A 24654-nucleotide genomic window follows, 5' to 3' on the forward strand; every position below is an offset into this window, starting at 1 on the left:
CAGTATTGCTGCTCTGACGGCGTGCCCTCGCCATGGTCACTCGAACCAGTGGCATGTCATGGCTCGATCGTGGCGCTGCCATGACGAATTTGTCCCATAGGACATCCTTCCATTCCTGCGAAAAGATCACACCATCAAACCGTGGGATCAAACACATAGCTGATCTTTTCAGGGTCAGGACGGTGTAGTTGCAGAAGTCCTCTGTGAGCGGGATCCACACGACGAATTCATGGGTATAAGGGGCTGGACCTGAACCCGCCCGCTAGCGCACGGCGAACGGGAAGTCCTATAACGAGGCGCTGACGCAGCGCGGTTCCTTGCTGATCTGTGTGGACAAGGACATGGCGCGGCGCGGTCCCGGGACTGGTGATATCGGTCGGCCTGCAGTCCTCAGCGGTGAGAAGGATGAGAAACAGTCCGGGTCTGAGCAGGATAAGCATTTGATCCCGGGATCAAATGCCCTGCGATTGGTTTGCCCGACGAAGGCCATTCAGGTCTGCCTCGTGGTGAAAATCCTGTTCGGGCCTCCGCTCCGACAAGCGACCGGGATGGTGGAGACTATTCTGTCGATGGCTGGTCTCGACTGGCCGGTGCCCGACTTCTCGACCCTGAGCCGTCGCCAGAAGCGCCTTATGGTGCAGATATCGAACCGCCCTGCGCCGGGTCCGCTGAACCTGCTGGCGGACACTGAGCCAAGGAGCCGCCACTGGTCCGAGGCCCATGGCGAAGGGGATCAGGTTCCCCGAACTCCTTTCCGGCCCGGCTTTTATGCGCAGGCATGGCACGCAGCGCCGACGCCAATATCGTAGGGTCAATCGTCGGGAAAACGCTCCACCGGATCGGTTCCTGATCCTTCTCATACTTGTGATGAACACGGCCACAGGCGACATCCGCGCCGTGGAGTTCCCCTCGCGCGATAAAGGCGACAGCCCTGTCCTGCCGCATCTGCGAACCAGATCCCTTCTGGCGAACAGATCGACACCGTGACCCGCGACGGTGCCTTTGACACAAAGCGATGCCAGAGCGCGGTGGAACGGCGATCTACCCATCCGCAGGATGGGGCGGCGAGGACGAAAGGACGGTCCAGCCGACAAGGCCCGCAAGAGACCCTCAAAGCCGCGCAACACCTCAGACGAGCCGCATGGACACGTTGGGCTGGATATCATGTCCGAAGCAGGATCGAGGCCAACAGATTCACCCGAACCAATGGCGTTCACCGGTTCGACCTCAAGGCCTTTGGCGAAGGCATCGCTTCACAAGACCCGCACCACCAGACAGCCGAAGTCCGGATCCGCGTGGCATTCATGAACCGCATCAATGCGCTCGGCACCGCCGGGATCCAGGGCCTGGTTTGAACCTACGGGACAGAGGAGCGACCGGACAAGGCCTACTTCTGCAGCAACGCCGGTCGCGGGGCAGACATCCTGTCTGGGGTGAAGGGTCAGGTGGACGGATTTCAGCCCTGAACGGACGGATGTCGACGATCTTCAGAAAGAGCCGGGACCGGCTGCTGCGCAGGGAGATATCGCGGGAGGTGATGGCTGCACTTCGCAGCCCATCGCGAACCGACCACCTCTGAGACCACCCCAATGAACCGCCAAAGCCGCAATGCCGAAGTGACCTTTCCGCGTGCGAAGAGCTCCAGTATCACCCATATCTCGGCGACAGATCCGGATGCGCGGCTTTACAAAAAACCGCCTGGCACCGGTGTAAGCTGTGCTTTATCGGCCATGCGCTGATGGAGAACCGCTCCGGTTTGATCCTTCGAAGGCGCGCCCTCACCCGCCGCGATGAGGCAGAGGGTGCATCACGCAGATTTTTTAAATAAATCAGTCAATTACGCTATGAATTTAGGCGACAGTCCGGAGACACGGGTTGGCTCCCTGCCGATTAAACCAACGGACCCGGGGCCTGACGCAAATGGCGCAAAGGCCGCCTGCGGGACGAAAAACCCCGCCGCGGGATGCGCGGCGGGGCTTTAAGGCCCCGGCCCGTCCGGGCCGGAGCAGATCAGAGCAGTCAGGCCTGCAGATCGAAGCGGTCGGCGGTCATCACCTTGGTCCAGGCGGCAACGAAGTCGCGCACGAACTTCTCTTTGTTGTCATCCTGGGCATAGACCTCTGCGTAAGAGCGCAGGATCGAGTTCGAGCCAAAGACCAGATCCACACGGCTTGCGGTATAGGTGGTCTCACCCGAAGCGCGGTCGATGATGGCATAGCTGTTGCGGCCGGTCGGCTTCCAGGAATAGGCCATATCGGTCAGCGTGACGAAGAAGTCATTGCTGAGAACGCCCGGGGTCTTCGTGAAGACGCCATGACGGCTGCCCGCGAAATTGGTGTCGAGCACCCGCAGACCACCGATCAGCGCGGTCATCTCCACAGCCGTCAGGCCAAGAAGCTGGGCGCGGTCGAGCAGCATTTCTTCCGGGGTGACGATTTCCGAATGCGCCTTCAGATAGTTGCGGAAACCATCGTGTTTCGGCTCCAGCACGTCGAAGGAGGCGGCATCGGTCATCGCGGCAGTCGCGTCTCCACGGCCTGCAGCGAAGGGCACGTCCACCGCGACGCCCGCCGCGCGGATCGCGTTTTCAATCCCGATATTCCCGGCCAGAACGATGACATCTGCCACCGAAGCACCGGTTTCAGCCGCGATCGGCTCCAGAGCGGCCAGCACTTTGGCCAGACGGGCGGGCTCATTGCCGTCCCAGTCTTTCTGCGGCGCCAGACGGATGCGGGCACCATTGGCCCCGCCGCGCATATCCGAGCCGCGGAAGGTGCGGGCGCTGTCCCAGGCGGTGGCGATCATCTCAGCATTCGACAGACCGGAGGCGGCGATTTTCGCACGCACCGCAGCCAGATCGTAACCGGTGTTGCCAGCCGGGATCGGATCCTGCCAGACCAGATCTTCCGCCGGAACATCGGGGCCGACATAACGGGTTTTCGGACCCATATCGCGGTGGGTCAGTTTGAACCAGGCGCGGGCAAAGGCATCCGAGAAAGCCTCGAAATCATTCATGAAACGCTGCGAAATCTCGCGGTAGATCGGGTCCACCTTCAGCGCCATATCGGCATCGGTCATCATCGGCATGTGGCGGATCGACGGATCTTCCACGTCAACCGGCTTGTCCTCTTCGGTGATCGCGATCGGCTCCCACTGCTGCGCACCGGCGGGCGAGCGGGTCAGGGTCCAGTCGTATTTGAACAGAAGCGTGAAGAACTCATTGTCCCAACGGGTCGGGTTGGTGGTCCATGCGCCTTCAATGCCCGAAACCACGGTGTCACGGCCAATGCCGCGGCCTTTGGTGTTGAACCAGCCCATGCCCTGCGCGGTCACATCGGCCGATTCCGGATCCGACGACAGGTCCGCCGCATTACCGTTGCCATGGGCTTTCCCGATGGTATGGCCACCTGCGGTCAGAGCGACGGTTTCTTCGTCGTTCATCCCCATGCGGGCAAAGGTTTCGCGCATCATCAGCGCGGTCGCCTGCGGGTTCGGCTGGCCGTTAACGCCCTCCGGGTTCACATAGATCAGACCCATCTGCACGGCAGCCAGCGGGTTCTCGAGCGAGGCCGAGTCCTTCACATCCGCAAAGCGGGTGTCCGAGGGGGCCAGCCACTCCTGCTCGTCACCCCAGTAGATGTCTTTTTCCGGATGCCAGATGTCTTCGCGGCCAAAGGCGAAGCCATAGGTCTTCAGACCGGCAACCTCATAGGCGATGGTGCCTGCCAGCGAGATCAGGTCAGCCCAGGAGATCTTATTGCCGTATTTCTTCTTCAGCGGCCAAAGCAGACGGCGGCCTTTGTCGGTATTGACGTTGTCCGGCCAGGAGTTCAGCGGCGCAAAACGCTGGTTGCCGGTGCCATTGCCGCCACGACCGTCGGTGTTGCGGTAGGACCCCGCAGCGTGCCAGGTGACGCGGGCCATCATGCCCACATAGCTGCCCCAGTCTGCCGGCCACCAGTCCTGGCTGTCGTTCATCAGCGCGCGCAGATCGGCTTTCAGCGCTTCCACATCAAGCTTGGCCAGCTCTGCGCGGTAGTTGAAATCCGCCCCCATCGGGTTGGTCTTGCGGTCATGCTGGTGCAGGATGTCGAGGTTCAGAGCATTGGGCCAAAAGGCGCTGCCTGCGCCGTTTCTGGCGGTCGCGGCCCCGTGCATCACCGGGCATTTGCCTGCAGAAGAGGTGGAGTTGTCGGTCATTCTGGTTCCCTCAGATGGCGCGAAGCGGGCGCGGACAGGCCGCTTCCGAAGTGATGTCCGGTCTATAGCCCATAAGTTTCATAAATTGAACTAGTATTTTCAAATAGATGTGATAAGCTTAGCTTATGATAACCCTGAAGCATCTGCGCTATTTCGCAGCCCTCGCCCAGCATCGCCACTTTCAGCGCGCCGCCGAGGCCTGCGCCATCAGCCAGCCCGCTTTATCGCTGCAGATCAAAGAGCTGGAGACCCTGCTCGGTGCGCCGCTGGTCGAACGCGGCAGCCGTCAGATTGGTCTGACAGCCCTTGGTGAGGTCTTTGAAAAGCGCGCCCGGGGGATTTTGCTGGAGGTGTCAGAGCTTTCGGACCTCGCCCGCGCGGCCCAGGGCCGGATGCAGGGGACGCTGCGCCTTGGGATGATTTCAACGGTTGCGCCCTATCTCTTTCCCGCAGTGATCCGGCGGCTGCTGGACGAGATGCCCGATCTTGACCTGCGCCCGCGCGAAACCACCACCGACAAGCTGATTGAAGAGCTGACCGCAGGCCGCCTTGACGCCGCGGTGATGGCGCTGCCGGTCTCAGAACCCGGTCTGGAAGAGCATTTCCTGTTTGAAGAGGAATTCCACCTCGTGCGGCCTGCGCAAGATGCGGGCGATCCGCTGCCCTTTCCCGGCCTGCTGCCGCCGGGCATGCGGCTTTTGCTGCTGGAGGAGGGGCACTGCTTCCGCGATCAGGCGCTTGGCTATTGCTCGATGCAAAATGACGTCGCCCCCGATATGCTGGAGGGGACGTCGCTGGCGACGCTTGTGCAGATGGTGGAGGCCGGGATCGGCGTGACCCTGATCCCCGCCATGGCCATCGCGCGCGAAACCGCAGGCTCGGATGTCAGCGTCACCCGCCTGTCGCGGCCCCGCCCGGTGCGCCGCATCGGGATGATCTGGCGCAGCAGCAACCCCCTCTCGCAGCATCTGAGCGAGATCGCCAGCCTGATCCGCACCGAGCATGAGCGCCTGAGCGCAGGTCTTCCGCCCCGCTGAAGGCGGCTCCGGCGCATAAGCCCGCGCAACCAGAAGGCGGCACCGGAATTCCGCCGCCCCGCGCCTGAGGGTATCAGCAAAGGCCCGAACCCGCGATAAATCCTTTGCCAGCCGCAGCCCGCCCGCGCCATAACATCGGCGGGCGCATGCGAAAAAGGCGCCGCTGGCAGGAAGACACCGATGACCAACCCGCTTTTTGACGCCCTGATCGCCCCGCATAAAGCCCGCCGGAGCCCGCTGCTGATCCTTCAGGATCAAAGCGAAATGAGCGGCGCGGATTTTGTCGCCCGCGCGCTGCGCTATGCCCGCGTGCTCAGCGATCTCGGTCTGCGTCCCGGCGACCGGATGGCGGTTCAGATCGCCAAATCGGGTGAAGCCCTGGCGCTTTACGCCGCAAGCCTCGCCGCAGGCGTGGTGTTTTTGCCGCTGAACACCGCCTATACCGGCCCTGAGGTCAGCTATTTCGTGACAGACAGCGGCGCGGCCCTGCTGGTTGGCGACCCGGAAAAAGCCGCGGCCCTGGGCGCGGTCGCCGCCTCTGCCGGGGCGCGCTTTGAAACCCTGGGGGCCGCGGGGGACGGCAGCCTTGCCGCCCTGGCCGATCGGGCAGCCGACGATTTCCAGCCCGTGGAGCGCGCGCCCGATGATCTGGCGGCGATCCTTTACACCTCGGGCACCACCGGGCGCTCAAAAGGCGCGATGCTCTCGCAGCGCAATCTTTTGGAAAACGCCCGCGTCCTGGTGAAGGCCTGGCACTTCACCCCCGACGACACGCTTTTGCACATGCTGCCGATTTTTCACACCCACGGTCTGTTTGTCGCCAGCAATGTCTCGCTGCTCTCAGGTGGAAAAATGATTTTCCTGCCGGGCTTTAACACCGCCGAGGCCCTCGCTTTTCTGCCGCGCGCCACCACCATGATGGGGGTGCCGACCTTTTACACCCGGCTTCTCTCAGAGCCCGGCTTCACCCGCGATCTGACCGCCCATATGCGGCTTTTCACCTCCGGCTCAGCCCCGCTTCTGGCAGAGACCCATATCGCCTTTGAAGAGCGCAGCGGCCACCGCATCCTTGAACGCTACGGCATGACCGAGACCAATATGACCACCTCAAACCCATATGAAGGCGAGCGCCGCGCCGGAACCGTCGGCCCCGCCCTGCCGGGGATTGAGGTGAAAATCACCGATCCCGCCACCGGAGAGACCCTGCCCAAGGGCAGGCCTGGCATGATCGAAGTGCGCGGCCCGAATGTCTTTCAGGGCTATTGGAACATGCCCGAAAAGACCGCTGAGGAACTGCGCCCCGACGGCTTTTTCATCACCGGCGATATCGCGGTCATGGACGACCAGGGCTATGTCACCATCGTCGGCCGCCAGAAAGATCTTATCATCTCAGGGGGATATAACATCTACCCCAAAGAGCTGGAGCTGATCCTTGATGCCCGGCCCGGCGTTTTGGAAAGCGCCGTTGTGGGCGTGCCGCATCCCGATTTCGGCGAAGCCGTGGTGGCGGTTCTCGTCCGCCAGCCGGGGGTTGAGCCGGATCTTGCGGCGATCAAAGCCAGGCTCTCGGACGAATTGGCAAAGTTCAAACAACCCAAGCGCTATGTCGTGGTGGATGAACTGCCGCGCAACACCATGGGCAAAGTGCAAAAGAACCTGCTGCGCAAAGAATATGCAGAGAGTTTCCGCGCCTGACGTCAAACGGCCCGGCCGGGACAAATTGCGCTGATCTGCGCTCGGAAGCTCTGCGCGAAAAGCGGATGGTCGCGCGACAGCCCCTCAGGCGAAGCCGCCAGAAAGAGACAGAGCGGCTGGCCGCTCTGGCCCGGGTCATGCGCGGGGCGGTGCGTGCCTTTAACAGCCGCACCGCCCCGTAAAGATCAGCCCTTGGTCACGCCTTCGAGACGGATCAGACCATCCGCATAGGGCTGAAAGCCCTGCACAGCGGTGTTGAAGCCCCAGATCCAGGCCTGGTGATAAAGATAGACCAGCGGCAGCTCATCGTTCAGCACTTTGCGCGCGGCATCATACTGCACCTTGCGCAGCGCCGGATCGCTTTGCGCCCGGGCCGCCGCCAGCGCCTCATCCACAACCGCGTTTGAGAGCTTCGCGTCGTTCATGCCACCGCCGGTGACGACGAACTGGTTAAGGTTGGTGTCAGGATCGACATAGCCCGACCAGCCGGTCAGCGTCGCCTCATAGCGGCCTTCCGCCTGCGCGGCGAGCATCGAGGCAAATTCAACCGCCTCAATCTTCACCTCAATCCCGGCCTCTGCGACCATGGCCTGCAGCACCTGCGCCACCTGCAGGTTCACCTGGTTGTTCGGCACGGTCAGAGTGAAGCTGAAGCCCTCAAGACCCACCGATTTAATCAGCTCACGCGCTTTGGCCAGATCGCGCTGCGGCACCGGGGTCCCGGCGTCATTCCAGAACGAGCCCGGCGCGAAGGGCTGGTTGCCGGGCGTATAAAGCCCCTCAAAGACCACCTGGTTCAGCGCCTCGCGGTCGATGGCATAAGACAGCGCCTGGCGCAGTTCTTTGTGCTGCGACAGCGGGTTATGCGCACCCGCGCCGGTGCCGTTGGCCAGGTTGACCGTCATACCCTGATAGCCGAGGCTCTGGGCCTTCACATGGGCCAGACGCGCATCCGAGGTGACGGTTGCCAGATCCGCCGGCGCGATCCGCTCGATCATATCGAGATCGCCCGAGCGCAGGTTGGCCAGACGCACGGTCGAATCCGGGATCGGCAGGAAGGTCACGGTGTCAAAGGTATATCCGACGGCGTTATAATAGCCGGCGTCTTTTTCCAGAACGATGCGGTCCTGGGCCACGCGCTCTTTGAACTTATAGGGGCCGACGCAGACCGGATGTGCGCCGAAAGTCTCGCCCGACGCCTCAACGGCGGTGGGCGAGGTGATCACGCCCGCCCGCGCCGCAAGACGCGGGATCAGCGTGGCATCGGGCGCATTCAGCGTGAAAACCACCTCATGGCTGCCCTTCGCGGTGATCTCATTCACCGAAGAAAGCTCGCTTGCACGGCGGCTGCCCTGGGCGGTTTTCGCACGCATGATGCTGTGCACCACCGCCGCCGCATCAAAGGGCGTGCCATCCTGGAAGCTCACGCCCTCGCGCAGCGTCAGGCTCAGCGACAGACCATCCTCCGAGAGCGTCCAGCCCGTCGCCAGCGCCGGAACCAGCTCCGAGGCCGCCGAAAAGCCCACCAGCTTATCGCACATCGAGGCCATGACGATCTCACCCACAAAGGTGCGCGAGAAAACCGGGTCCAGAACATCGGCGTCATCATTCAGACCGATGCGAAGATCCGCCGACAAAGCCGGGGTTGCGAGTGCCACTGAAAGCAGCAGCCCGCGCAGGAGCGTAGAAGTCATCCTGTTGGTCCTTTAAATCGAAAGACAGTCCCGCTCAGCCGCGCTGCAGCAGGGATTTTTTCACGCGGCCATGGATGCCTTTTTCGCCGTTGACCGATTGGGTCACCGCAAAATCGACCGCCATAGAGCAGAATTGATAGGCCTCACCCGGGGTGATGCCGCAGTGGCGCGAGATCAGCGCAATCATCTGACGCAGCGCGATTTTCAGCGCCTGATCGAGGCTTTCATGAAAGCCCATGGTGATGAATTCATCCGCCGTTTCGGCCATCGGATAATCGACCTGCAGCGCGCCCTTTTTGTGCAGCCCAAAGGTGAAAGTCCCGGTCAGTGAGGTCTCAAGCGCTGTGATGCAGACCTCGCCATCGCCCTGACAGCCGTGCCCGTCCCCGCAGGAGAACAGCCCCCCTTCGGCCTGCACCGGCAGAAAAAGCTTCGCGCCTTCGGTCAGCAGTTTCAGGTCAATATTGCCGCCAAAAACCCGCGGCTGCACCGAAGTGAGTTCCCCCCATTCCGGCGCAGGCGCCAGCCCCATGACCCCGAAGAAGGGCGACAGCGGCAGCACCGCGCCCCAGGGCAGACGGGCGGTTTTTGCCGCGCGGTCGATCGGGATCACATCAAGGTTCATCGCCGAAACCGGCAGCTCGCCCATCAGCGTGCCCGCGCTCGGGCGCAGCGCATTATAGCCCCAGTCCGCGCCCAGATCGATCTTCTCAATCGCGATCTCCAGCACATCGCCGGGCATCGCGCCGCGCACCGCGACCGGGCCGGTCAGCAGATGCGCCACCCGCGGCAGATCGGCATCCAGCACCGCGCGATGCGCCGCGCTGACCGTCCTGCCCGAGCCCGCTTTGGGCAGATGCATCTCGCGACCCGAGAAGGTCTCAATCCTCACCCGGGCACCGGGATCGACTTCCATGACCGGCGGCAGGTCAGACCAAAAGCGGCCCCAATGCACCGTAGACGGGGTGGCGGGCAGGAAAAGATCTGACATAACAGCCTCTTAGTTGAACAGGCACCGGGTGCGCTACAGTGCATCGGTGCCCGCCCGAGGGGGGATGTCAACGTGAGCAGAGGGCTGTGGCAAAGCGCCACCTGTCATTCGCCTCTTAATGATGCATTAAAATCACAAAGTGCTGACTTCCCGGGCATTCACGCCTCAAATGACTGCCTTTTCAGGCAGATGACTGAGATCTCAGCGCAGCGGTGCAAAAAGTTTGACCGCATCGCGCAGAATCTGTCGATAATCCGCCGCTTCAAATTCATAGGGCAGCTCAAAGCGCAGATGGTTGCTCAGCGGCAGCACCGGATCGCGGGCCAGGGCCGCCAGGATCTCCTCGCTGTGGCCGACCAGATCGGGCAGAAACATCACCCGCCCCGGCCCGTTGGGCGCGCGCGTCCGCGCCAGCCGCGCATCGCGGTAGGCCCTGTAGCGCGCCGCCTGCTCCGGCGTGGCGCTGTCGGTCAGCAGGATCACCCGACCCAGCCCAAGGCGCGGCCCGCCCGGACCCGCCCAGTCGCGGCGGTGGCTCTCGATCAACTGCCTTTGCGTGGTCAGAAAATCCTCGCTCCCCTCAGCCGTGATCACATTCCCGGTCAGCAGATGCCAGCCGTTCTGCGCCGCCCAGGTCGCCGAAGCGGTCGAGCCCGCGCCATACCAAAGCCGCTCTGTCAGACCCGCCGCATGGGGCAGCACCCGCGGCACCTGGGCCCCGGCGGCATTGCCGCTTAAGGCCTGATCCGCCAGCGGCTCTGATCGCAAGGCCTGCGCCAGCAGCGCCGCCGTTTCATGCTTTGCCCCCGGCGCGCGCAGCGGCAAAAGCGGGCCCAGCAGATCGGCGAAAGCCGCCCCCCCGGCGCTGACGCCCACATTCAGCCGCCCGCCCGAGAGCACATCCACCGTGGCCAGATCTTCCGCCAGCCGCAAAGGCGTCTCATAGCCCAGCGGGATCACCCCCGTCCCAAGGCCAATGCGCGAGGTGCGCTGCGTGGCCGCCGCCAGAAAGGTCGCCGCCGAGGAGACCCCGCGCTCCAGATGCCGCTGGCGCACCCAGGCGCTGTCAAAGCCCAGCTCTTCCGCAAGGGTAAAGAGCGAAAGGGTCTCCTCCAGCCCCTGGCGCGGCGCGTCAAAACCGTAGTTGCCCGGGATCAGCAATGCGAAATGAGAAATCGCCATGGCTCAGAACTTCGGCAGGCCCGGCGGGTTGACGCGGGAGACCTCCAGCCCCTCATCACTGACCAGCCAGCGCGCCAGGGTGCGGGCATAAACCCCGTCCTTCAGCAGCCCATTGACCGCGATCGCCACCGGCTCTGCCAGACCCGAGCCCTTGCGGAAGGTCGCCGCCACATCCGATTTCTCCGGCCAACCGGCGGAAAGCACGCCCACTTTGCGGAAATCGCCATCCCGCTCGGCGATCAGCACCAGCTGCGCATGGGGCTGCACCATAACATCCACCCGCCCGGCGCGCAGCGCCAGCAGCTTGGTGCCCTCATCATCGTAGTAAACCAGCTCCGCAGGCGGCAATCCGGCCTCAAGGACCAGCTCATTCCATTTGCCTAAAATACGCTCCTGATTGGTGCCGACGCCGACCACGATCTTCAGACCCGAGATATCTTTCGGCTCTGCGATCTTTTGCACGGGGCTGTTGTTATGCACGAAAAACCCATGCAGGCCCTGACGATAGGTGGCGAAATCGAATTTCTCTTTGCGCTCTTCCGTCACGCCCACATTCGAGAAAACCGCATCCACCTTGCCCGATTGCAGCGCCAGCGGCCAGTCGGCCCAGGTCACCGTCACGATCTCCAGCTCCAGGCCCAGACTTTCGGCGATCAGCGAGGCGATATCGGGATCCGCCCCCACCACGGTCGCGGTGTCACTGGCATAGGTGGCAAGCGGCGGCCCCGAAGGATTGGTGCCGATGGTGAATTTCCCAGGGGTGACGAATTTAAACTCCTTCGGGATCGCGGCAATGGCCTCTGCATTGGCGCCGATATGCGCGCGGTCGGGCTGCTCGGGCGAGAGGTCAAAGGGCAGATCCTTCGCCCCCGCCGCCGACACCCCAAGGGCGGCCAGCGAGAGCGACAGAAGAAGGCGGCGGCTGAGAAAGCTCATAAGATGATCCGATCTGAAAAGGTCAGACCCCGCCCGATCCCCGGGCGGAGCCGGGAAAGTTACTTCGCAGGCAGACCCGGCGGATTGATGCGGCTCTCTGAGATGGCCTCGGCATCCAGACCCCATTTGCCCAGCACCTTGCCATAGGTGCCATTGGCGATCTGCCCGTTCAGCGCCGCCGTCACCGCATCGGCCAGCCCCGCATCCTTCTTCGTCGCCACCGCGATCTCAGCGGTCAGCGGAAAGCCCCCCGACAGCGTGCCGACCAGGCGAATATTGCCGTCCTTCGCCGCCTTGAAAGCCGAGGTCGCATTGGGTCCGAGGTAGAAATCAATCCGCCCCGATTCCAGCGCCAGGTCCTGCACCACATCATCGTCGAAATAGAAGACTTCGGTCGGCGCCAGCCCTTCGGCCTTATTCTCTTCGATCCAGCGCAGCAGAATCTCTTCCTGGTTGGTCCCCGAGAAGACCGCGGCTTTCAGACCGGCAATCTGGCTGCGCTCGGTGATCTGCGTGACGGGGCTGTTTTTGGAGACATAAAACCCAAGAAGATCATTGCGATAGGTCGAGAAATCGAATTTCTCTTTGCGCGCCTCGGTGACGGTGATGTTGTGGATCACCGCATCATATTTGCCCGAAGCCAGCCCCAGCGGCCAGTCGGCCCAGGCCACGGCGATCAACTCCAGCTCAAGCCCGAGGCTGTCGGCCACGATCTGCGCCAGATCCGGCTCCCCGCCGACCGGGGTGCGGGTGTCGGTGGCATAGACCGAAAACGGCAGACGATTGGGCACCGAGGCCACGGTCAGCTTGCCGGGGGTCACCCATTTGTAATTCTGCGGCAAAAGATCAATCGCGCCCTGGATCTTTTCAGCCCGGATGCGGCCGGGTTGTTCGGGCGAGAGGTCAATCCCCTCAAGGGCCAGCGCCGGAAGCGGCAGCAGAGCCGAGAGGGTCAGGGCGAGAAAGCTGCGACGAAGAAGTGACATGGGAATTTCCTTAAGATTTGAGTTGCCCTCTCCGGGCCGGTCCCGGCACATGCCGGAACCGGAGACTGCGGAGAGGCAGAAGGGGGGTAAGAGCTCAGTTCACACGGGCGAGAAAATCCACCGTTCGCTGGTGGCGGGGCGCGGTCAGGATCCGGGCGGGCGGCCCGCTTTCGACCACGCGGCCCTGCTCCATAAAGATGATGCGGTCGGCCACATCGCGGGCAAAGCCGATCTCATGGGTGACGATGATCAGCGTGATGCCCGATGCGGCAAGCTCTCGAATAACATTCAGAACCTCGCCCACCAGCTCGGGATCCAGCGCCGAGGTCGGCTCATCAAAGAGCAGCACTTTCGGCTTCAGCGCCAGGGTCCGCGCAATCGCCACCCGCTGTTGCTGTCCGCCCGACAGCTGGCGCGGATAGGCATCGGCCTTCTCAGCCAGACCCACCCGGGCCAGCAGATCGCGTGCCAGCGCCTCAGCCTCAGCCCGGCCAAGGCCGCGCACCCGGATCGGCGCTTCGGTGATATTTTGCAGCACCGTCAGATGCGGAAAGAGGTTAAAGTTCTGAAACACCATGCCGACATCGGTGCGCCGCTTCAGGATCTCGCGCTCTTCCAACTCATAAAGCGTGTCGCCGTCGCGGCGATAGCCGATCAGCTCTCCGTCAATGGCAATGGTGCCCGCATCCACCCGCTCCAGATGGTTAATCGCGCGCAGCAGCGTCGATTTCCCCGAACCCGAAGGACCGATAATCGCCGTGACCGACCCCGGCGCAAAGCTCAGATCAATGTCTGAGAGCACCTGCAGCGTGCCAAAGCTTTTCGCCACACCACGGATTTCCACCGCCCCGCCCCGGGGCAGCCCCTCAAAACCGCGCGAGGTGACCGGCACAGTCTGCGCCTCTGCAACCACCGCCACCGGCTTTTCTGCCGGATGAAGCGGCACCAGACCGAGTTTGGCAAAGACCACCCGAAAGGCATTCGGCGGCAGCGTGCGCAGCGCACCACGGGCATAGTGACGCTCAATGTGATACTGAATGACCGAGAGTACCGAGAGGATGATCAGATACCAGACGGTCGCGACCATCAGCAGCGGAATAACCTCAAGGTTGCGGCGGTAGATGATCTGAATGGTGTAAAACAGCTCCGGCAGCGCCAGGACATAGACCACCGAGGTCCCCTTCGCGAGACCAATGATCTCATTAAACGCCGTCGGCACGATCGAACGCATCGCCTGGGGCAGCACAATGCGCCGCGCCTGATGGCTTTTGGGCAGGCCAAGCGCCGCCGCCGCCTCATGCTGGCCCTGATCGACGCTGAGGATCCCCCCGCGGATCACCTCGGCCGAGAACGCCCCCAGATTCAGTGTCAGCCCCAGAACGGCGGCCAGAAAGGGCGTCATCAGCTGCGTGGTGGACCAGCTGGCAAAGGTGATATCGGTAAAGGGCACGCCCAGAGCCACGGTCTCATAAAGATAGCCGAGGTTATTCAGGATCAACAGCAGCACAATCAGCGGCAGCGAACGAAAGAGCCAGATAAACCCCCAGGCCAGCCCCGCCAGCAGGGGCGAAGATGACACCCGCGCCAGCGCCAGCACCGTGCCCAGCGTAAAGCCAAAAAGCGCCCCAAGTGCCGTCAGCAAAAGCGTGCGCCCCAGCCCCATCAGCACCGGCTCAGAGAAGAACCACTGCGCAAAGATGCCCCAGCCCCAGCGGGGATTGCCCAGAACCGATTGCAAAATCAGCCCCAGCACCACCACGGCGGCCACGGTGCCAAGCGTGCGCGCCCGGTGGCGCACCGGCACCACCTTCAGATGCCCCTCCGCCGCCGGGGTCGCCGCGATCGGCAGGCGGTCGAAATCGGTAACGCTCATGCCGCCACCTCCGACTTGCGCGACGCGGTCTGTGCCTTACGCGCAGAGGCTGCAGCCGCCGCCGCTTCGGGCGTCGCGGCCGGGGCACGCAGCGGCGAATTCGGCGTCACACCGCGCAATGCCCCGATATGCTTCTCAAAAGGCAGCGTGGCGTAAAGCTCTCCCGGGATCGTCGGATCAAAGAGCGGCCGATAGCCAAGCGACAGATACAGCTCACGCGCCTCGGGCTGCCGGAACCCGGTGGTCAGATAAACCCGGGTATAGCCCTGGGCCTCTGCCGCGCGTTCAAGCGCTTCGACGACGCGCTTTGCCAGACCCTGGCGGCGGAAGGCCGGATCGGCCCAGACCCGCTTTAACTCAGCGGTCCCGGCGTCATAAAACATGAACGCCCCGCCCGCGATCACGCGGCCCGCGCGCTCCATCAGCAAAAAGGCACCGCGCTGGCCTTCGGTAAAGGCCGCAGCCGGATAGCGGTAAAGCTCTGCCCGCGCACCCTCGCTGCTGAAAAGCGTGCCATAGCGGCTGTCGTATTCGCGGATCAGATCTTCCACCAGCGGCTTTGCGCGGGGATCATCGGGGGAGGTGACAAAAATACGGTCGGCGGTCTGAGCCTCGGTCATGGCAAAAAGTCTCCGTCAGCGAAAGCGGCGGCGGCGCACTTTCGTCAGCAAGGGGGCGTGCAAAACCAGCCCTCTCAAAGGGGTCAGCGGCTCTGCGGATCAGGGGGGCGTGTTACGGCGGCGGGGTCAGACCGCGCACATTCGACACGAAGACCGACAACAGCCGGACCGGACGGCGGCGGGCAGGACAGCAAAAATCTGCATCAGCCAGTCTCCTTTAAACTGAGCCTGCACCCTTCCCGGGCAGGCGGCGATGCTTACACAATAGGGCGCGGGGCGGCGGAGTAAATGAAACGTCCCGGTCGATTTTCGCCCCCCGGAGAGCGAATTCTTCCCCCCGCCGCCCCGCCGCCAGAACAGCCGCCCCTTTGCCCCCCGCAGGCGTGATTCGAAGCGGCAATCAGTAAAGCGTGTCCCTCAGCCGTGCGGGCAGCGCCGCATCATAGGCCCGGCCGCCCAGTTCCCCTTCCGAAAGCGCCGCCAGAATGGCCCCCGCCGAGGGCAGTGCGGCGCGCGGGATCTGCGCCCCCGCCTCCCAGAGTTTCGCGCGCAAAACCGCGCGGCTGCATTGGAAAAACACCTTGCTCACCGCGATCCGCACCACCACGCGCGGGCTTTGGCCGTTTTGCGCGAATGACGCACAAAGCGCCGGATCGGTGGTCACCTCGGCCCGCCCCGTCAGCCGCAGGGTCTCGCCCACACCAGGCACGATGAAAAGCAGCGCCACCCGCGGGTCGGTGACGATATTGCGCAGACTGTCGAGACGGTTGTTGCCGCGCCGGTCCGGCATCAGCACCTCCCGCGGATCGGTCACCCGCAAAAACCCCGGCCCATCGCCCCGCGGGCTCAGATCCGGCCCCTCCGGCCCTGCGGTGGCCAGCACCACAAAGGGCGCGGCCTCAATGAAGGGGCGATAAAGCGGATGAATGTGATCGCATTCCTTCACGATCGAGCCACGCCCCGGCGCGTCGTAAAGCGCCTCCAGCGCCGCCAGACTGCGGATGACCGCGCCCTCGTTCCCCTCCGCCATGCCCGGCCCTCCTGCTATTTTCAGGACCAGGATAACAGGCCGCGCTGCCGGGTGGCGACGAAATTTCGCCCCTCAGGCCTGCGTCTCACCCGCCAGGGTTTCAAGACGCAGCGTCACCGCCTCCAGCCGGCGCAAAGTCTCATCGCGCTGCGCAGGCGCGGCGGCAGGCAGCAGGCCCGTATAGAGCATATCGGTGATTTCCCGCGCCAGCGGCCCCGGCTCAAAACTGCTCTTGTGGTGCAGGTAAGACCAGGTCCGCATCTCAATGGCACCAAAAGCCATATCCCGCACCAGATCGGGATCCGCGTCCGGGCGAAACACCCCACGCTCCATCCCCTCGCGCACAATCCCGCACAAACGCCCGGTATATTCATAGTGCAGCGCATAAAGCCGGGTGTCGCGGTGATCGGGCTCCGGACGCAGTTCATAAAGAATCAGCCGCGTCAGGCCGGGGTCGCGGCGAATGGCTTCAAGCGTGTGAAAAATCACGAAATGCAGCGCATTCCACTCTCCGCGGATGGCCTCATAATGCGCCGCGGACTGGTCCATCATCTCCTGAAACCAGGCCTCAGCGACCTGTTGCAGCAGATCGTTTTTATTGGCGAAGAAGCGATAAATCGTCCCCTCGACCACACCGGCACGCTCTGCGATCTCTGAGATCACATGCTCCGTATAGCCCTTTTCGGTGAAGATTTCCCGCGCCGCTGTCATGATATCTGCAATCCGGCGCTCAGGCGGAAGGCGGCTGACCTGACGACGGGGGCTGCGCTGTTGCATGTGAGACCTCTTTGTCCGAGCCGCGTTTTTAACCCGCCCTGCCCCCCATGCCCAGAGCCCGGATACCGGGAGGGCGCTCCGCAAAACCCCCGGTTTTCAGGGCCTTAGCCATCACGCCGCGCGCCATCTGGCGCGGCATATCGCCCCAGATCGGGCAGCGCGCGCGCCCTGCCCCGCCTGACGCCTTGCGCAATTGTCTTGACAGCCCGTCAGCCAATTTATTTTAAGTATAAAAGAAATTGGGCCGCGACTGACCAGCGCAGGCAGGGAGAGAACAGTTATGAAAATCGCAGTGCTTGGCGGCGGCCCGGCCGGACTTTACTTCGCCATCTCCATGAAACTCCGCGCCCCCGAAAGCGAGATCACCGTCTTTGAGCGCAACCGCGCCGACGACACCTTCGGCTGGGGCGTCGTGCTCTCCGATGAGACCATGAGCAATTTTGGCGAGAACGATCCCGTCTCTGAGGCGATGATCCGCGACAGCTTTGCCTATTGGGACGATATCCGCGTGGTGCGCGGCGCCGAAGAGATGACCTCCACCGGCCACGGCTTCTGCGGCATCGGGCGCAAACGTCTGCTGCTGCTGCTGCAGGAACGCGCCCGCGATCTTGGCGTGGCGCTGAGCTTTGAAACCGACATCACCCCCGAGGCGCTGGAGCAGATGCGCCGCGACCATGACGTGGTCGTCGCCGCCGACGGTCTGAATTCGCGCAGCCGCCAGCTTTATGCCGATCACTTCCGCCCGGAAATCGATCTGCGCCGCAATCACTTTGTCTGGCTCGGCACCGAACAAAAGTTCGATGATGCCTTCACCTTCATCTTTGAAGAGACCGAACACGGCTGGATCTGGGCCCACGCCTATCAGTTTGACGACCAGCTCGCGACCTTTATCGTCGAATGCGGCCCCGAAACCTATAAGGCCTTCGGCTTTGACACGCTGTCGCAGGCCGAGAGCATTGCGCTTTGTGAAAAGATCTTCGCGCGCCACCTTGGCGGTCATGCGCTGATGACCAATGCGGGCCATATCCGCGGCTCGGCCTGGATCCGCTTCCCCCGCGTGACCTGCGAGCATTGGTATCACGAGAACCTGGTGCTGCTGGGCGATGCCTCCGCCACGGCGCATTTCTCAATCGGCTCGGGCTCAAAGCTGGGCATGGAAAGCGCCATCGCCCTCGCAGAGGAGCTGACTTCCGGCAAACCGCTTCAGGCCGCCCTGCAAAGCTATGAGCAGGAGCGCAAGCTGCAGGTGCTGCGCGTCACCTCAGCCGCGCGCAATTCCACCGCCTGGTTCGAAGAGGTGGACCGCCACCTGAAGCTCGACCTCATGCAGTTCACCTATGCACTTCTGACCCGCAGTCAGCGGATTTCACACGAAAATCTGCGCCTGCGCGACCCCGACTGGCTGCGCGATGCCGAAAGCTGGTTCCAGACCCGGGCGGGGGCTACCTCGCAGCGCCGCCCGATGTTTGCGCCCTTTAAACTACGCGAAATGACGCTGGCCAACCGCATCGTGGTCTCGCCTATGGCGCAGTATAAGGCCGTCGAGGGCAATCCCACCGACTGGCATTTCATCCATTATGCCGAGCGGGCCAAAGGCGGTGCGGGACTTGTCTTCACCGAGATGCTCTGCGTTGAGCCCGAGGGCCGCATCACCCCCGGCTGCCCCTGCCTTATCAGCGATGAACAGATCGCCCGCTTTAAACGGCTGACCGATTTCATCCATGCCGAGACCCCGGCGAAAATCTGCGCGCAGATCGGTCACGCGGGGCGCAAAGCTTCCACCCGGCTGGCCTGGGACGGGATCGATCAGCCGCTGCCGGAGGGCAACTGGCCCATCCTTTCGGCCTCGCCCCTGCCCTATCTGCCGCAAAGCCAGACCCCAAAACCGATTGATCGTTCGGATATGGACCGCATCCGCGATGCCCATGTTGCGGCGGCCCGAAATGCCGAAGCCGCGGGCTTTGATATGATCGAGATGCATGCCGCCCATGGCTATCTTCTCGCCTCTTTCCTCTCGCCCGTCACCAATCACCGCGAGGATGATTACGGCGGCAGCCTGGAAAACCGTCTGCGCTTCCCGCTTGAGGTGTTCCGCGCCATGCGCGCCGCCTGGCCCGCCGACAAACCGATGTCGGTCCGGATTTCAGCCCACGACTGGATCGACGGCGGCGTCGATGAGCATGAGGCCGTTGAGATCGCCCGCGCCTTCCAGGAGGCCGGGGCCGATGCCATCAACGCCTCTTCCGGTCAGACCGACCGCGCGGAGCGTCCGGTCTATGGCCGCATGTTCCAGGTGCCCTTCGCCGATCTGATCCGCAACAGGCTGCAGATCCCCACGCTGGTCGCCGGAAATATCTATGAGGCCGACCATGTAAACTCGATCCTCATGGCCGGTCGCGCCGATCTTGTGCTGCTCGCGCGGCCGCATCTGGCGGACCCTTACTGGACGCTGCATCAGGCGGTTGATCTGCTCGACACCGAACAGCCCTGGCCTGTCCCCTATGAAGGCGGCCGCCGCCAGGCCCTGACAATCGCTGAGCGCGCAAAGGCAATGTCATGAATTTACAAGGGAAACGCGCCCTCGTCACCGGGGCAGGATCCGGCTCAGGCGCGGCCATCGCCCGCGCCCTCGCCCGCCAGGGGGCCGAGGTCGTGATCTGTGGCCGCCAGCCAGGCCCGCTTGAGGCCCTGGCAAAAGACCATCCGCTGATGCGCCCGCAGATCTGCGACGTCACCAGTGAAGCCTCCGTGGAGGCCGCTTTTGCTGCCGCAGGTCCCCTCGATATCGTGGTTGCCAATGCCGGGATTTCTGCTTCAGCCCCCCTCGCGCGCACCTCTCTCGCGGAGTTTCAGGCCCAGATCGACACCAATCTTCTCGGCACCTTTCTGACCTTCCGCGAGGCCGCGCGGCACCTGCCCCCCCGCAGCTGGGGCCGGGTCATCGCCATCGCCTCGACCGCGGCGGTCAAGGGTTACGCCTATGTCGCGCCCTATGCCGCCAGCAAGCACGGGGTCCTGGGCCTCGTGCGGTCGGCCGCACTGGAATACGCGCGCAAGGGCGTCACTTTCAACGCGCTCTGCCCCGGCTTCATGGACACCGAGATGACCCGCCGTTCGGTCGAGCGTATTTCCGCCACCACCGCCCGCAGCCCCGAAGAAGCCCGCGAAACCCTGGCCGCCAATTCCCCGCAACGCCGCCTCATCGACCCCGAAGAGGTCGCCGAAGCCGTCCTGTGGCTTTGCGGGCCCGGCAGCGGCGGGATCACCGGTCAGGCGATCCCGATCTGCGGCGGAGAGACCGCTTAGGGCTTCTCCAGAAGCCGCGTCACTTCACGCACCAGGCTCTCCATCAGCGCGCGGTCAATCTTGCGCCGCCCGCCGATGCGCAGGGCCCAGCCGCGCGCATCCTGTTCTGCCACAACGGTAAATCCACTGGTGGTCTCAGCCACCGGGCTTGCCACCCGCTTCGGACGCCCGCCCTTTCGCGGGTCCGGCGCAGGCGCATCAAGATCGTCAAGCAGACGCTCAATCGCGGCCAGCTCTGCCGCCGGATCGGCGGGATCCGCCTCTGCCAAACCGTCGCGCAGCCGCGCTTCGGCGCCGTCCCGCAGGGCCTGTGCGATCCGCAGCCCGTCCTTTTCGCGCAGAAGATCCGGGAATTTCAGCATATCCCCAAGCTCTTCAAAGATCAGCGCAAAGCTGCGGATCTTTGAGCGTTTCGCCTTGGACGCCACCGGGAAAAGCGCATCCACCGCCGCTTCGGGATTGGTAAAGGCCCCCTGCTGCGCCGCAATCACCGCAATCCGCCCGCGCTCATACTGGCTCAGGCTGGCGCGAACCTCATTCTCCTCGATCATGGCGGCAAAGGCGCCGCCCATGGCCGCAGGCTCCCGCACAACGGCGCGAATCGTGGCATAACGCGGCTCATGGGTCAGATCCCACAGCGCACGAACCGCCATCAATCGCCGATAGCCCGACAGCAGACCATAGGGCCGACCCGTCCCCGGCGCCTGCTCAAACACCTCAACCGGCAGCCGCAGCCCGGTTTTCGCGATCGAGGCCTTCAGCTCTTCCAGCTCTTCCGCGTCGATCACCACGCGGTCGCGCACCAAGGCATCCGCCTCAATGTCATCAAGCGGCAGCTCAACCATGACCAGCCCCCTGGTCTGCGCCTCGCGGAAGGCCCCGGCGACTGCGCGATCACGCGCCGCTTCCGCCCGCTCATCGGCGCTGCGCGGATCAAACACCGCCGCAGTCTCGGCCGCGACCTGCGCAATCGGGGCCACCCCCGCGCGCGCCGGCGCCGGTTCGCGCCGAAAATCCGCTTCCATCTTCTCCAGATCCGCGCTGGAGGGCACTGCCAGAACCCGACGTTTCGCCACGTTACGACTCCTCTTTCCCGGCCATCTGCTGGTCACGCCACCAGGTCCCCAGGATCACTTCCTTCACCTCAGCCCAGGTGCGATCAAAGGTTTCGCGCCCGCGCACATAGGTATCGCGGTTAAAATTCCGATAGTCGGTCTCATAGATACCCGAGACCATTTCGCCGGCCTGACCCACCATAACGGTCATTTCCTGGCGATAGGTTGTCATGAAGTCGCCAAAATAGGCCTGGATGACATTGCCCAGATCGGCCTGTTGCGCCGGATCAAATCGGGTGACAAGCGCGCGCACGGCATCCCACTCAAAGCGCATTTCCGGCAGACCATCCGCCCGACGGACCCGATTTTCGCCTTCCTCGATCGAGGCGAAGGTCGAATAGATCATGTCAAAGAAGCGCCCGGTGCTGTCAAACTCCAGAAAGGAAGCCCCCAGCGGAACCAGCAGAATATCCGCCGCGGCCAGCGCATTGATCGTCAGATAGCCAAGAGCGGGCGGCGTATCGAGCAGGATAATGTCATAATTATCCAGCATCCCGCCATCTTCCAGCGCATGGCTCAGCGCATCCCAGAGCGCCCAGGAGCGCAGCTGCATGCGCCAGACCGGCACCTGAAATTCCGCCCAATAGAGGTTGAGCTGAGCGCCGATCAGATCAATATTCGGCCAGTGTGTTTTCTGGATAAGGTTTCGCGGCGAAACCTTCAACGCCTCAGTCAGGGTTTCGTCGAAAGGGAAGGGGGCCAGGCCTCCGGCCTCGCGGACCTTGTTTTCTTCCTGCAAGCGCAGGGCGTAATCCCTTGCCAGCAAAGGGAAAACGGTCTGCCATTCGTCTTCCACCTTACCGCCCATGATCGAAGTCATTGATCCCTGGCTGTCGAGATCGATCACCAGAACCTTATATCCGTCGAGCGCCGCAGACATCGCCAGATGAGCCGCCGTTGAGGTTTTGCCTACGCCGCCTTTGAAGTTCGCGACGGCGACAACCTTTGCCGGCAGCCCTTCGGGGCGCCAGGCACGGTATTCGCGATCCCGTGCCCCCTCGGTGGCGAAATGATTGCGCAGCGCCAGCACTTCTTCGAGGGTGAACCACTTGGAGCCGGCATCGCCTTCCCCCTGCGGGAGGTCGGGGTTCTGGCGCAGCACACGGCGCAGGTGCGCTGCGTTAACGGGAATGAGATATTTGCAGACTTCCCAGGTGGAAAATTTGCGAAGCCGTTTCTGACCATCAGGTGCATAACCGCGACGGGCAAGGTCATCCCGCCCCCGGGTCGCGAAGGCTGCAGCTTTGGCAAAACGTGCAGTATCGATCGGATCAGTCAGTTTTGCTGCTGCCTGAGCGGGATCGATGTTAAAGTAGGGCGGGAGATCCGCCTTGCCGGGAATTGCTGGTTTCTGAGCCATTGCTTCGCCTGATGTGCGCCATTCTTCATGATGACCACCTAACTATGGCACATCACAGGGGGAAGAAGAAAGCCGCAAAGGAAATCTCATTGAAACTCTGGAATCCTGTCCCTGACCCGCGCGTTATGATTTGAGAGATTCTGATTGGTTTTGAATCTTTAAGGTAGAAATTATATATCTATTTCAAACAGTTAGTAAGTTATAGGTACCAGCTTACAGGGAGTATGGTATCCGCTTACAGGATGAAAGGTACCAATCTACGGGATATAAGGTGCTGATTCACGGGTTTAGAGCGGATTAGCGGGAATCGCTGCGCTTTTTCCGCGTCAGTTCTGACATCTCAGAGGGGCTCAGATCGAAGACTTCCCGGAATCGGGTACCTTACCCGCAGGGCAATTCGTGAAAGGTACCCTTATGCAGGATCTTCTAAAGGTGTCTGTCTGGTGCCTTGCAGGCGGATACCTTTTGTCAGAACATGTCGCGGTCAGGGCGACTCGCCTGACCTGGAAGGCAGAAGATGACCCGGGCAAAAACCGCACTGGACGAAATCCCTCGTGACCGCCTCACCGGCCCTTTGCGGAGGGGGGCGGTGAAGAAGCACGTAGCGGCGATCCATATCTCCGGCAAGCTGACGCTGCTGCAGCGAAAGCTGAGCAATGTTCTGTTGCTGAACGCTTATGATACCCTGACCTCGCAGAGCCGGCATCAGATTGATGCGCGCACGCTGTGCCTGATGATTGGCTACAACTCCAATGACATCGAGACGCTGAAGCTTGCGCTGCGGGGGTTGGCGGAGACTGTGGCGGAATGGGATATGCTTGACAGCGAAGGGCAGCAGGAATGGGGTGTCTCGGCCCTTCTGTCCTTTGCGCGGCTGAAGGGGGGGATCTGTGAATACGCTTACTCTCCTGCCCTGGCGGAGAAACTGCATGATCCTAAGGTGTTCGCGCTGATCAATCTGAATATCCAGCGCCGTTTTACCTCTGGCCACGCGCTGGCGCTTTATGAGAACTGCTACCGGTTTGTGCGGACAGGATCGACTGGCTGGTGGCCGATTGAGCTGTTTCGCAGACTTATGGGCGTGGCGGACAGTCCTTATTATGATGAGTTCAAGCATCTGAACGCCAAGATTATCAAGCCTGCTGTTGCGGAGGTGAATAAAACCTCAAACATCGTGGTGACGCCGGAATTTCGGAAGATGGGTCGGGCCGTGAACGATGTGCGCTTTCTGATTTCTGAGAACCCGCAGCTGGCGATCCTGGATCTCGATGACGGCGAGGGGCATCGGAACTCGGATATCTATGCGCGGCTGCGGGGGCTTGGTGTGTCGGACCGGCTGGCGCGGCAGTGGATCCGCGAGCATGGAGAGACGGTGATGGGTCAGCGGCTGGATTTTGTTGCGGCTCAGGGGGATGTGCGAAATCCTGTGGGCTATCTGACCCGGGTTTTGCGCGATGACGGCCCGGAGGTTTCGCCGCGAAACCCTGCGCCCGCCGTGGCGCTGTCGGGCAGGGCGCGGCGGCTGGAGCGGATCCGGGATCTTGCGGCGGCGCGGACGCCGACTCAGCGGGATGCGGACCGGCGGCTGTTCATGGCGCGGCTGGAAGGGACGGCCAGGGATGACTTTGAAAAGCATGGCTGGATGTCCGCGCTGAACGTTAAGGCCATCGCAGCTTTTTGGGAGGAAGTCTCTCCCGGGGCCTTTGACGGGCTGGAGGCAGAGTGAGACTGGCCGGGCAAATGCCCGGCTTTTTCTTTCAGGTCTCCGTTTGCGGGATGAATTTGTGAGTGTTTTCCGCAGGCCTTGTCGGTCTGCCTTCTCTGAACACAGGGTTAAGGATGCGTTCCCCGG

The 24654-nt window shown here is 62.7% G+C and carries 17 protein-coding genes and 2 pseudogenes; 7 read left to right on the forward strand and 12 right to left on the reverse strand.

Annotation, left to right across the window (positions count from 1 at the left end):
• Positions 1–299: 299 nt before the first annotated feature.
• Both EG244_RS17415 and EG244_RS21080 read left to right on the forward strand, forming a co-directional pair.
• Positions 300–1355, forward strand: a pseudogene (locus tag EG244_RS17415) (IS5 family transposase).
• A gap of 237 nt (positions 1356–1592) precedes the next feature.
• Positions 1593–1786 (forward strand): annotated as a pseudogene (locus tag EG244_RS21080) (IS5/IS1182 family transposase); the annotation flags it as partial.
• Positions 1787–2019: 233 nt separating this feature from the next.
• Here the strand turns inward: EG244_RS21080 and katG are convergent.
• The gene (gene katG / locus EG244_RS17420; protein WP_124966450.1) at positions 2020–4200 is read right to left on the reverse strand and encodes a catalase/peroxidase HPI; all 2181 of its coding nucleotides are present in this window, start codon (positions 4198–4200) and stop codon (positions 2020–2022) included.
• Positions 4201–4325: 125 nt separating this feature from the next.
• Here katG and EG244_RS17425 point away from each other — a divergent pair, with 125 nt between their 5' ends.
• Positions 4326–5237, forward strand: coding sequence for a LysR substrate-binding domain-containing protein (locus tag EG244_RS17425; RefSeq protein ID WP_124966451.1), 912 nt, complete (start codon positions 4326–4328; stop codon positions 5235–5237).
• Between the two features lie 180 nt (positions 5238–5417).
• On the forward strand, positions 5418–6932 hold the full coding sequence (locus EG244_RS17430) for a malonate--CoA ligase (protein ID WP_124966452.1): 1515 nt from the start codon (positions 5418–5420) through the stop codon (positions 6930–6932).
• Positions 6933–7117: 185 nt separating this feature from the next.
• On the opposite strand, the gene EG244_RS17435 is transcribed toward EG244_RS17430, so the two are convergent.
• From EG244_RS17435 to EG244_RS17475, 9 genes are all read right to left on the reverse strand, one after another.
• Positions 7118–8626, reverse strand: coding sequence for an ABC transporter substrate-binding protein (locus tag EG244_RS17435; protein WP_124966453.1), 1509 nt, complete (start codon positions 8624–8626; stop codon positions 7118–7120).
• A gap of 34 nt (positions 8627–8660) precedes the next feature.
• A complete protein-coding gene (locus tag EG244_RS17440) occupies positions 8661–9617 on the reverse strand; it encodes an acetamidase/formamidase family protein (RefSeq protein ID WP_124966454.1) in 957 nt (318 codons plus the stop codon).
• 201 nt (positions 9618–9818) lie between these two features.
• On the reverse strand, positions 9819–10799 hold the full coding sequence (locus EG244_RS17445) for an LLM class flavin-dependent oxidoreductase (RefSeq protein ID WP_124966455.1): 981 nt from the start codon (positions 10797–10799) through the stop codon (positions 9819–9821).
• 3 nt (positions 10800–10802) lie between these two features.
• On the reverse strand, positions 10803–11735 hold the full coding sequence (locus EG244_RS17450) for an ABC transporter substrate-binding protein (protein ID WP_124966456.1): 933 nt from the start codon (positions 11733–11735) through the stop codon (positions 10803–10805).
• Between the two features lie 59 nt (positions 11736–11794).
• The gene (locus EG244_RS17455) at positions 11795–12721 is read right to left on the reverse strand and encodes an ABC transporter substrate-binding protein (RefSeq protein WP_124966457.1); all 927 of its coding nucleotides are present in this window, start codon (positions 12719–12721) and stop codon (positions 11795–11797) included.
• A 94-nt stretch (positions 12722–12815) separates the two neighbouring features.
• Positions 12816–14594 (reverse strand): amino acid ABC transporter permease/ATP-binding protein, encoded by a 1779-nt coding sequence (locus EG244_RS21655; protein WP_124966458.1) that lies wholly within the window; start codon positions 14592–14594, stop codon positions 12816–12818.
• Positions 14591–15214 carry a GNAT family N-acetyltransferase gene (locus tag EG244_RS17465; RefSeq protein WP_124966459.1) on the reverse strand — a complete coding sequence of 208 codons (624 nt, stop codon included), beginning with the start codon at positions 15212–15214 and terminating at the stop codon, positions 14591–14593. Before EG244_RS17465 ends, EG244_RS21655 begins: the two co-directional genes overlap by 4 nt.
• A 400-nt stretch (positions 15215–15614) precedes the next feature.
• A complete protein-coding gene (locus EG244_RS17470; RefSeq protein ID WP_124966460.1) occupies positions 15615–16244 on the reverse strand; it encodes a pyridoxamine 5'-phosphate oxidase family protein in 630 nt (209 codons plus the stop codon).
• Positions 16245–16316: 72 nt separating this feature from the next.
• On the reverse strand, positions 16317–17021 hold the full coding sequence (locus EG244_RS17475) for a TetR/AcrR family transcriptional regulator (RefSeq protein ID WP_124966461.1): 705 nt from the start codon (positions 17019–17021) through the stop codon (positions 16317–16319).
• A gap of 280 nt (positions 17022–17301) precedes the next feature.
• On the opposite strand from EG244_RS17475, the gene EG244_RS17480 reads away from it, so the two are divergent.
• Positions 17302–19581, forward strand: coding sequence for a bifunctional salicylyl-CoA 5-hydroxylase/oxidoreductase (locus EG244_RS17480; RefSeq protein WP_124966462.1), 2280 nt, complete (start codon positions 17302–17304; stop codon positions 19579–19581).
• Positions 19578–20327, forward strand: coding sequence for an SDR family NAD(P)-dependent oxidoreductase (locus tag EG244_RS17485; protein ID WP_124966463.1), 750 nt, complete (start codon positions 19578–19580; stop codon positions 20325–20327). The genes EG244_RS17480 and EG244_RS17485 overlap by 4 nt, the downstream gene beginning before the upstream one ends.
• Here the strand turns inward: EG244_RS17485 and EG244_RS17490 are convergent.
• Together EG244_RS17490 and EG244_RS17495 are read right to left on the reverse strand one after the other, a co-directional pair.
• Positions 20324–21403: a ParB N-terminal domain-containing protein gene (locus EG244_RS17490; protein ID WP_124966464.1), complete on the reverse strand. Its 1080-nt coding sequence runs from the start codon at positions 21401–21403 to the stop codon at positions 20324–20326. The genes EG244_RS17485 and EG244_RS17490 overlap by 4 nt on opposite strands.
• A 1-nt stretch (position 21404) precedes the next feature.
• Positions 21405–22802 (reverse strand): AAA family ATPase, encoded by a 1398-nt coding sequence (locus tag EG244_RS17495; RefSeq protein ID WP_124966465.1) that lies wholly within the window; start codon positions 22800–22802, stop codon positions 21405–21407.
• 517 nt (positions 22803–23319) lie between these two features.
• Here EG244_RS17495 and EG244_RS17500 point away from each other — a divergent pair.
• The gene (locus tag EG244_RS17500; RefSeq protein ID WP_124966466.1) at positions 23320–24528 is read left to right on the forward strand and encodes a replication initiation protein; all 1209 of its coding nucleotides are present in this window, start codon (positions 23320–23322) and stop codon (positions 24526–24528) included.
• Positions 24529–24654 lie beyond the last annotated feature (126 nt).

Origin of the sequence: Falsigemmobacter faecalis, from assembly GCF_003863335.1 — a bacterium.
In the GTDB taxonomy this organism is placed as follows: domain Bacteria; phylum Pseudomonadota; class Alphaproteobacteria; order Rhodobacterales; family Rhodobacteraceae; genus Wagnerdoeblera; species Wagnerdoeblera faecalis.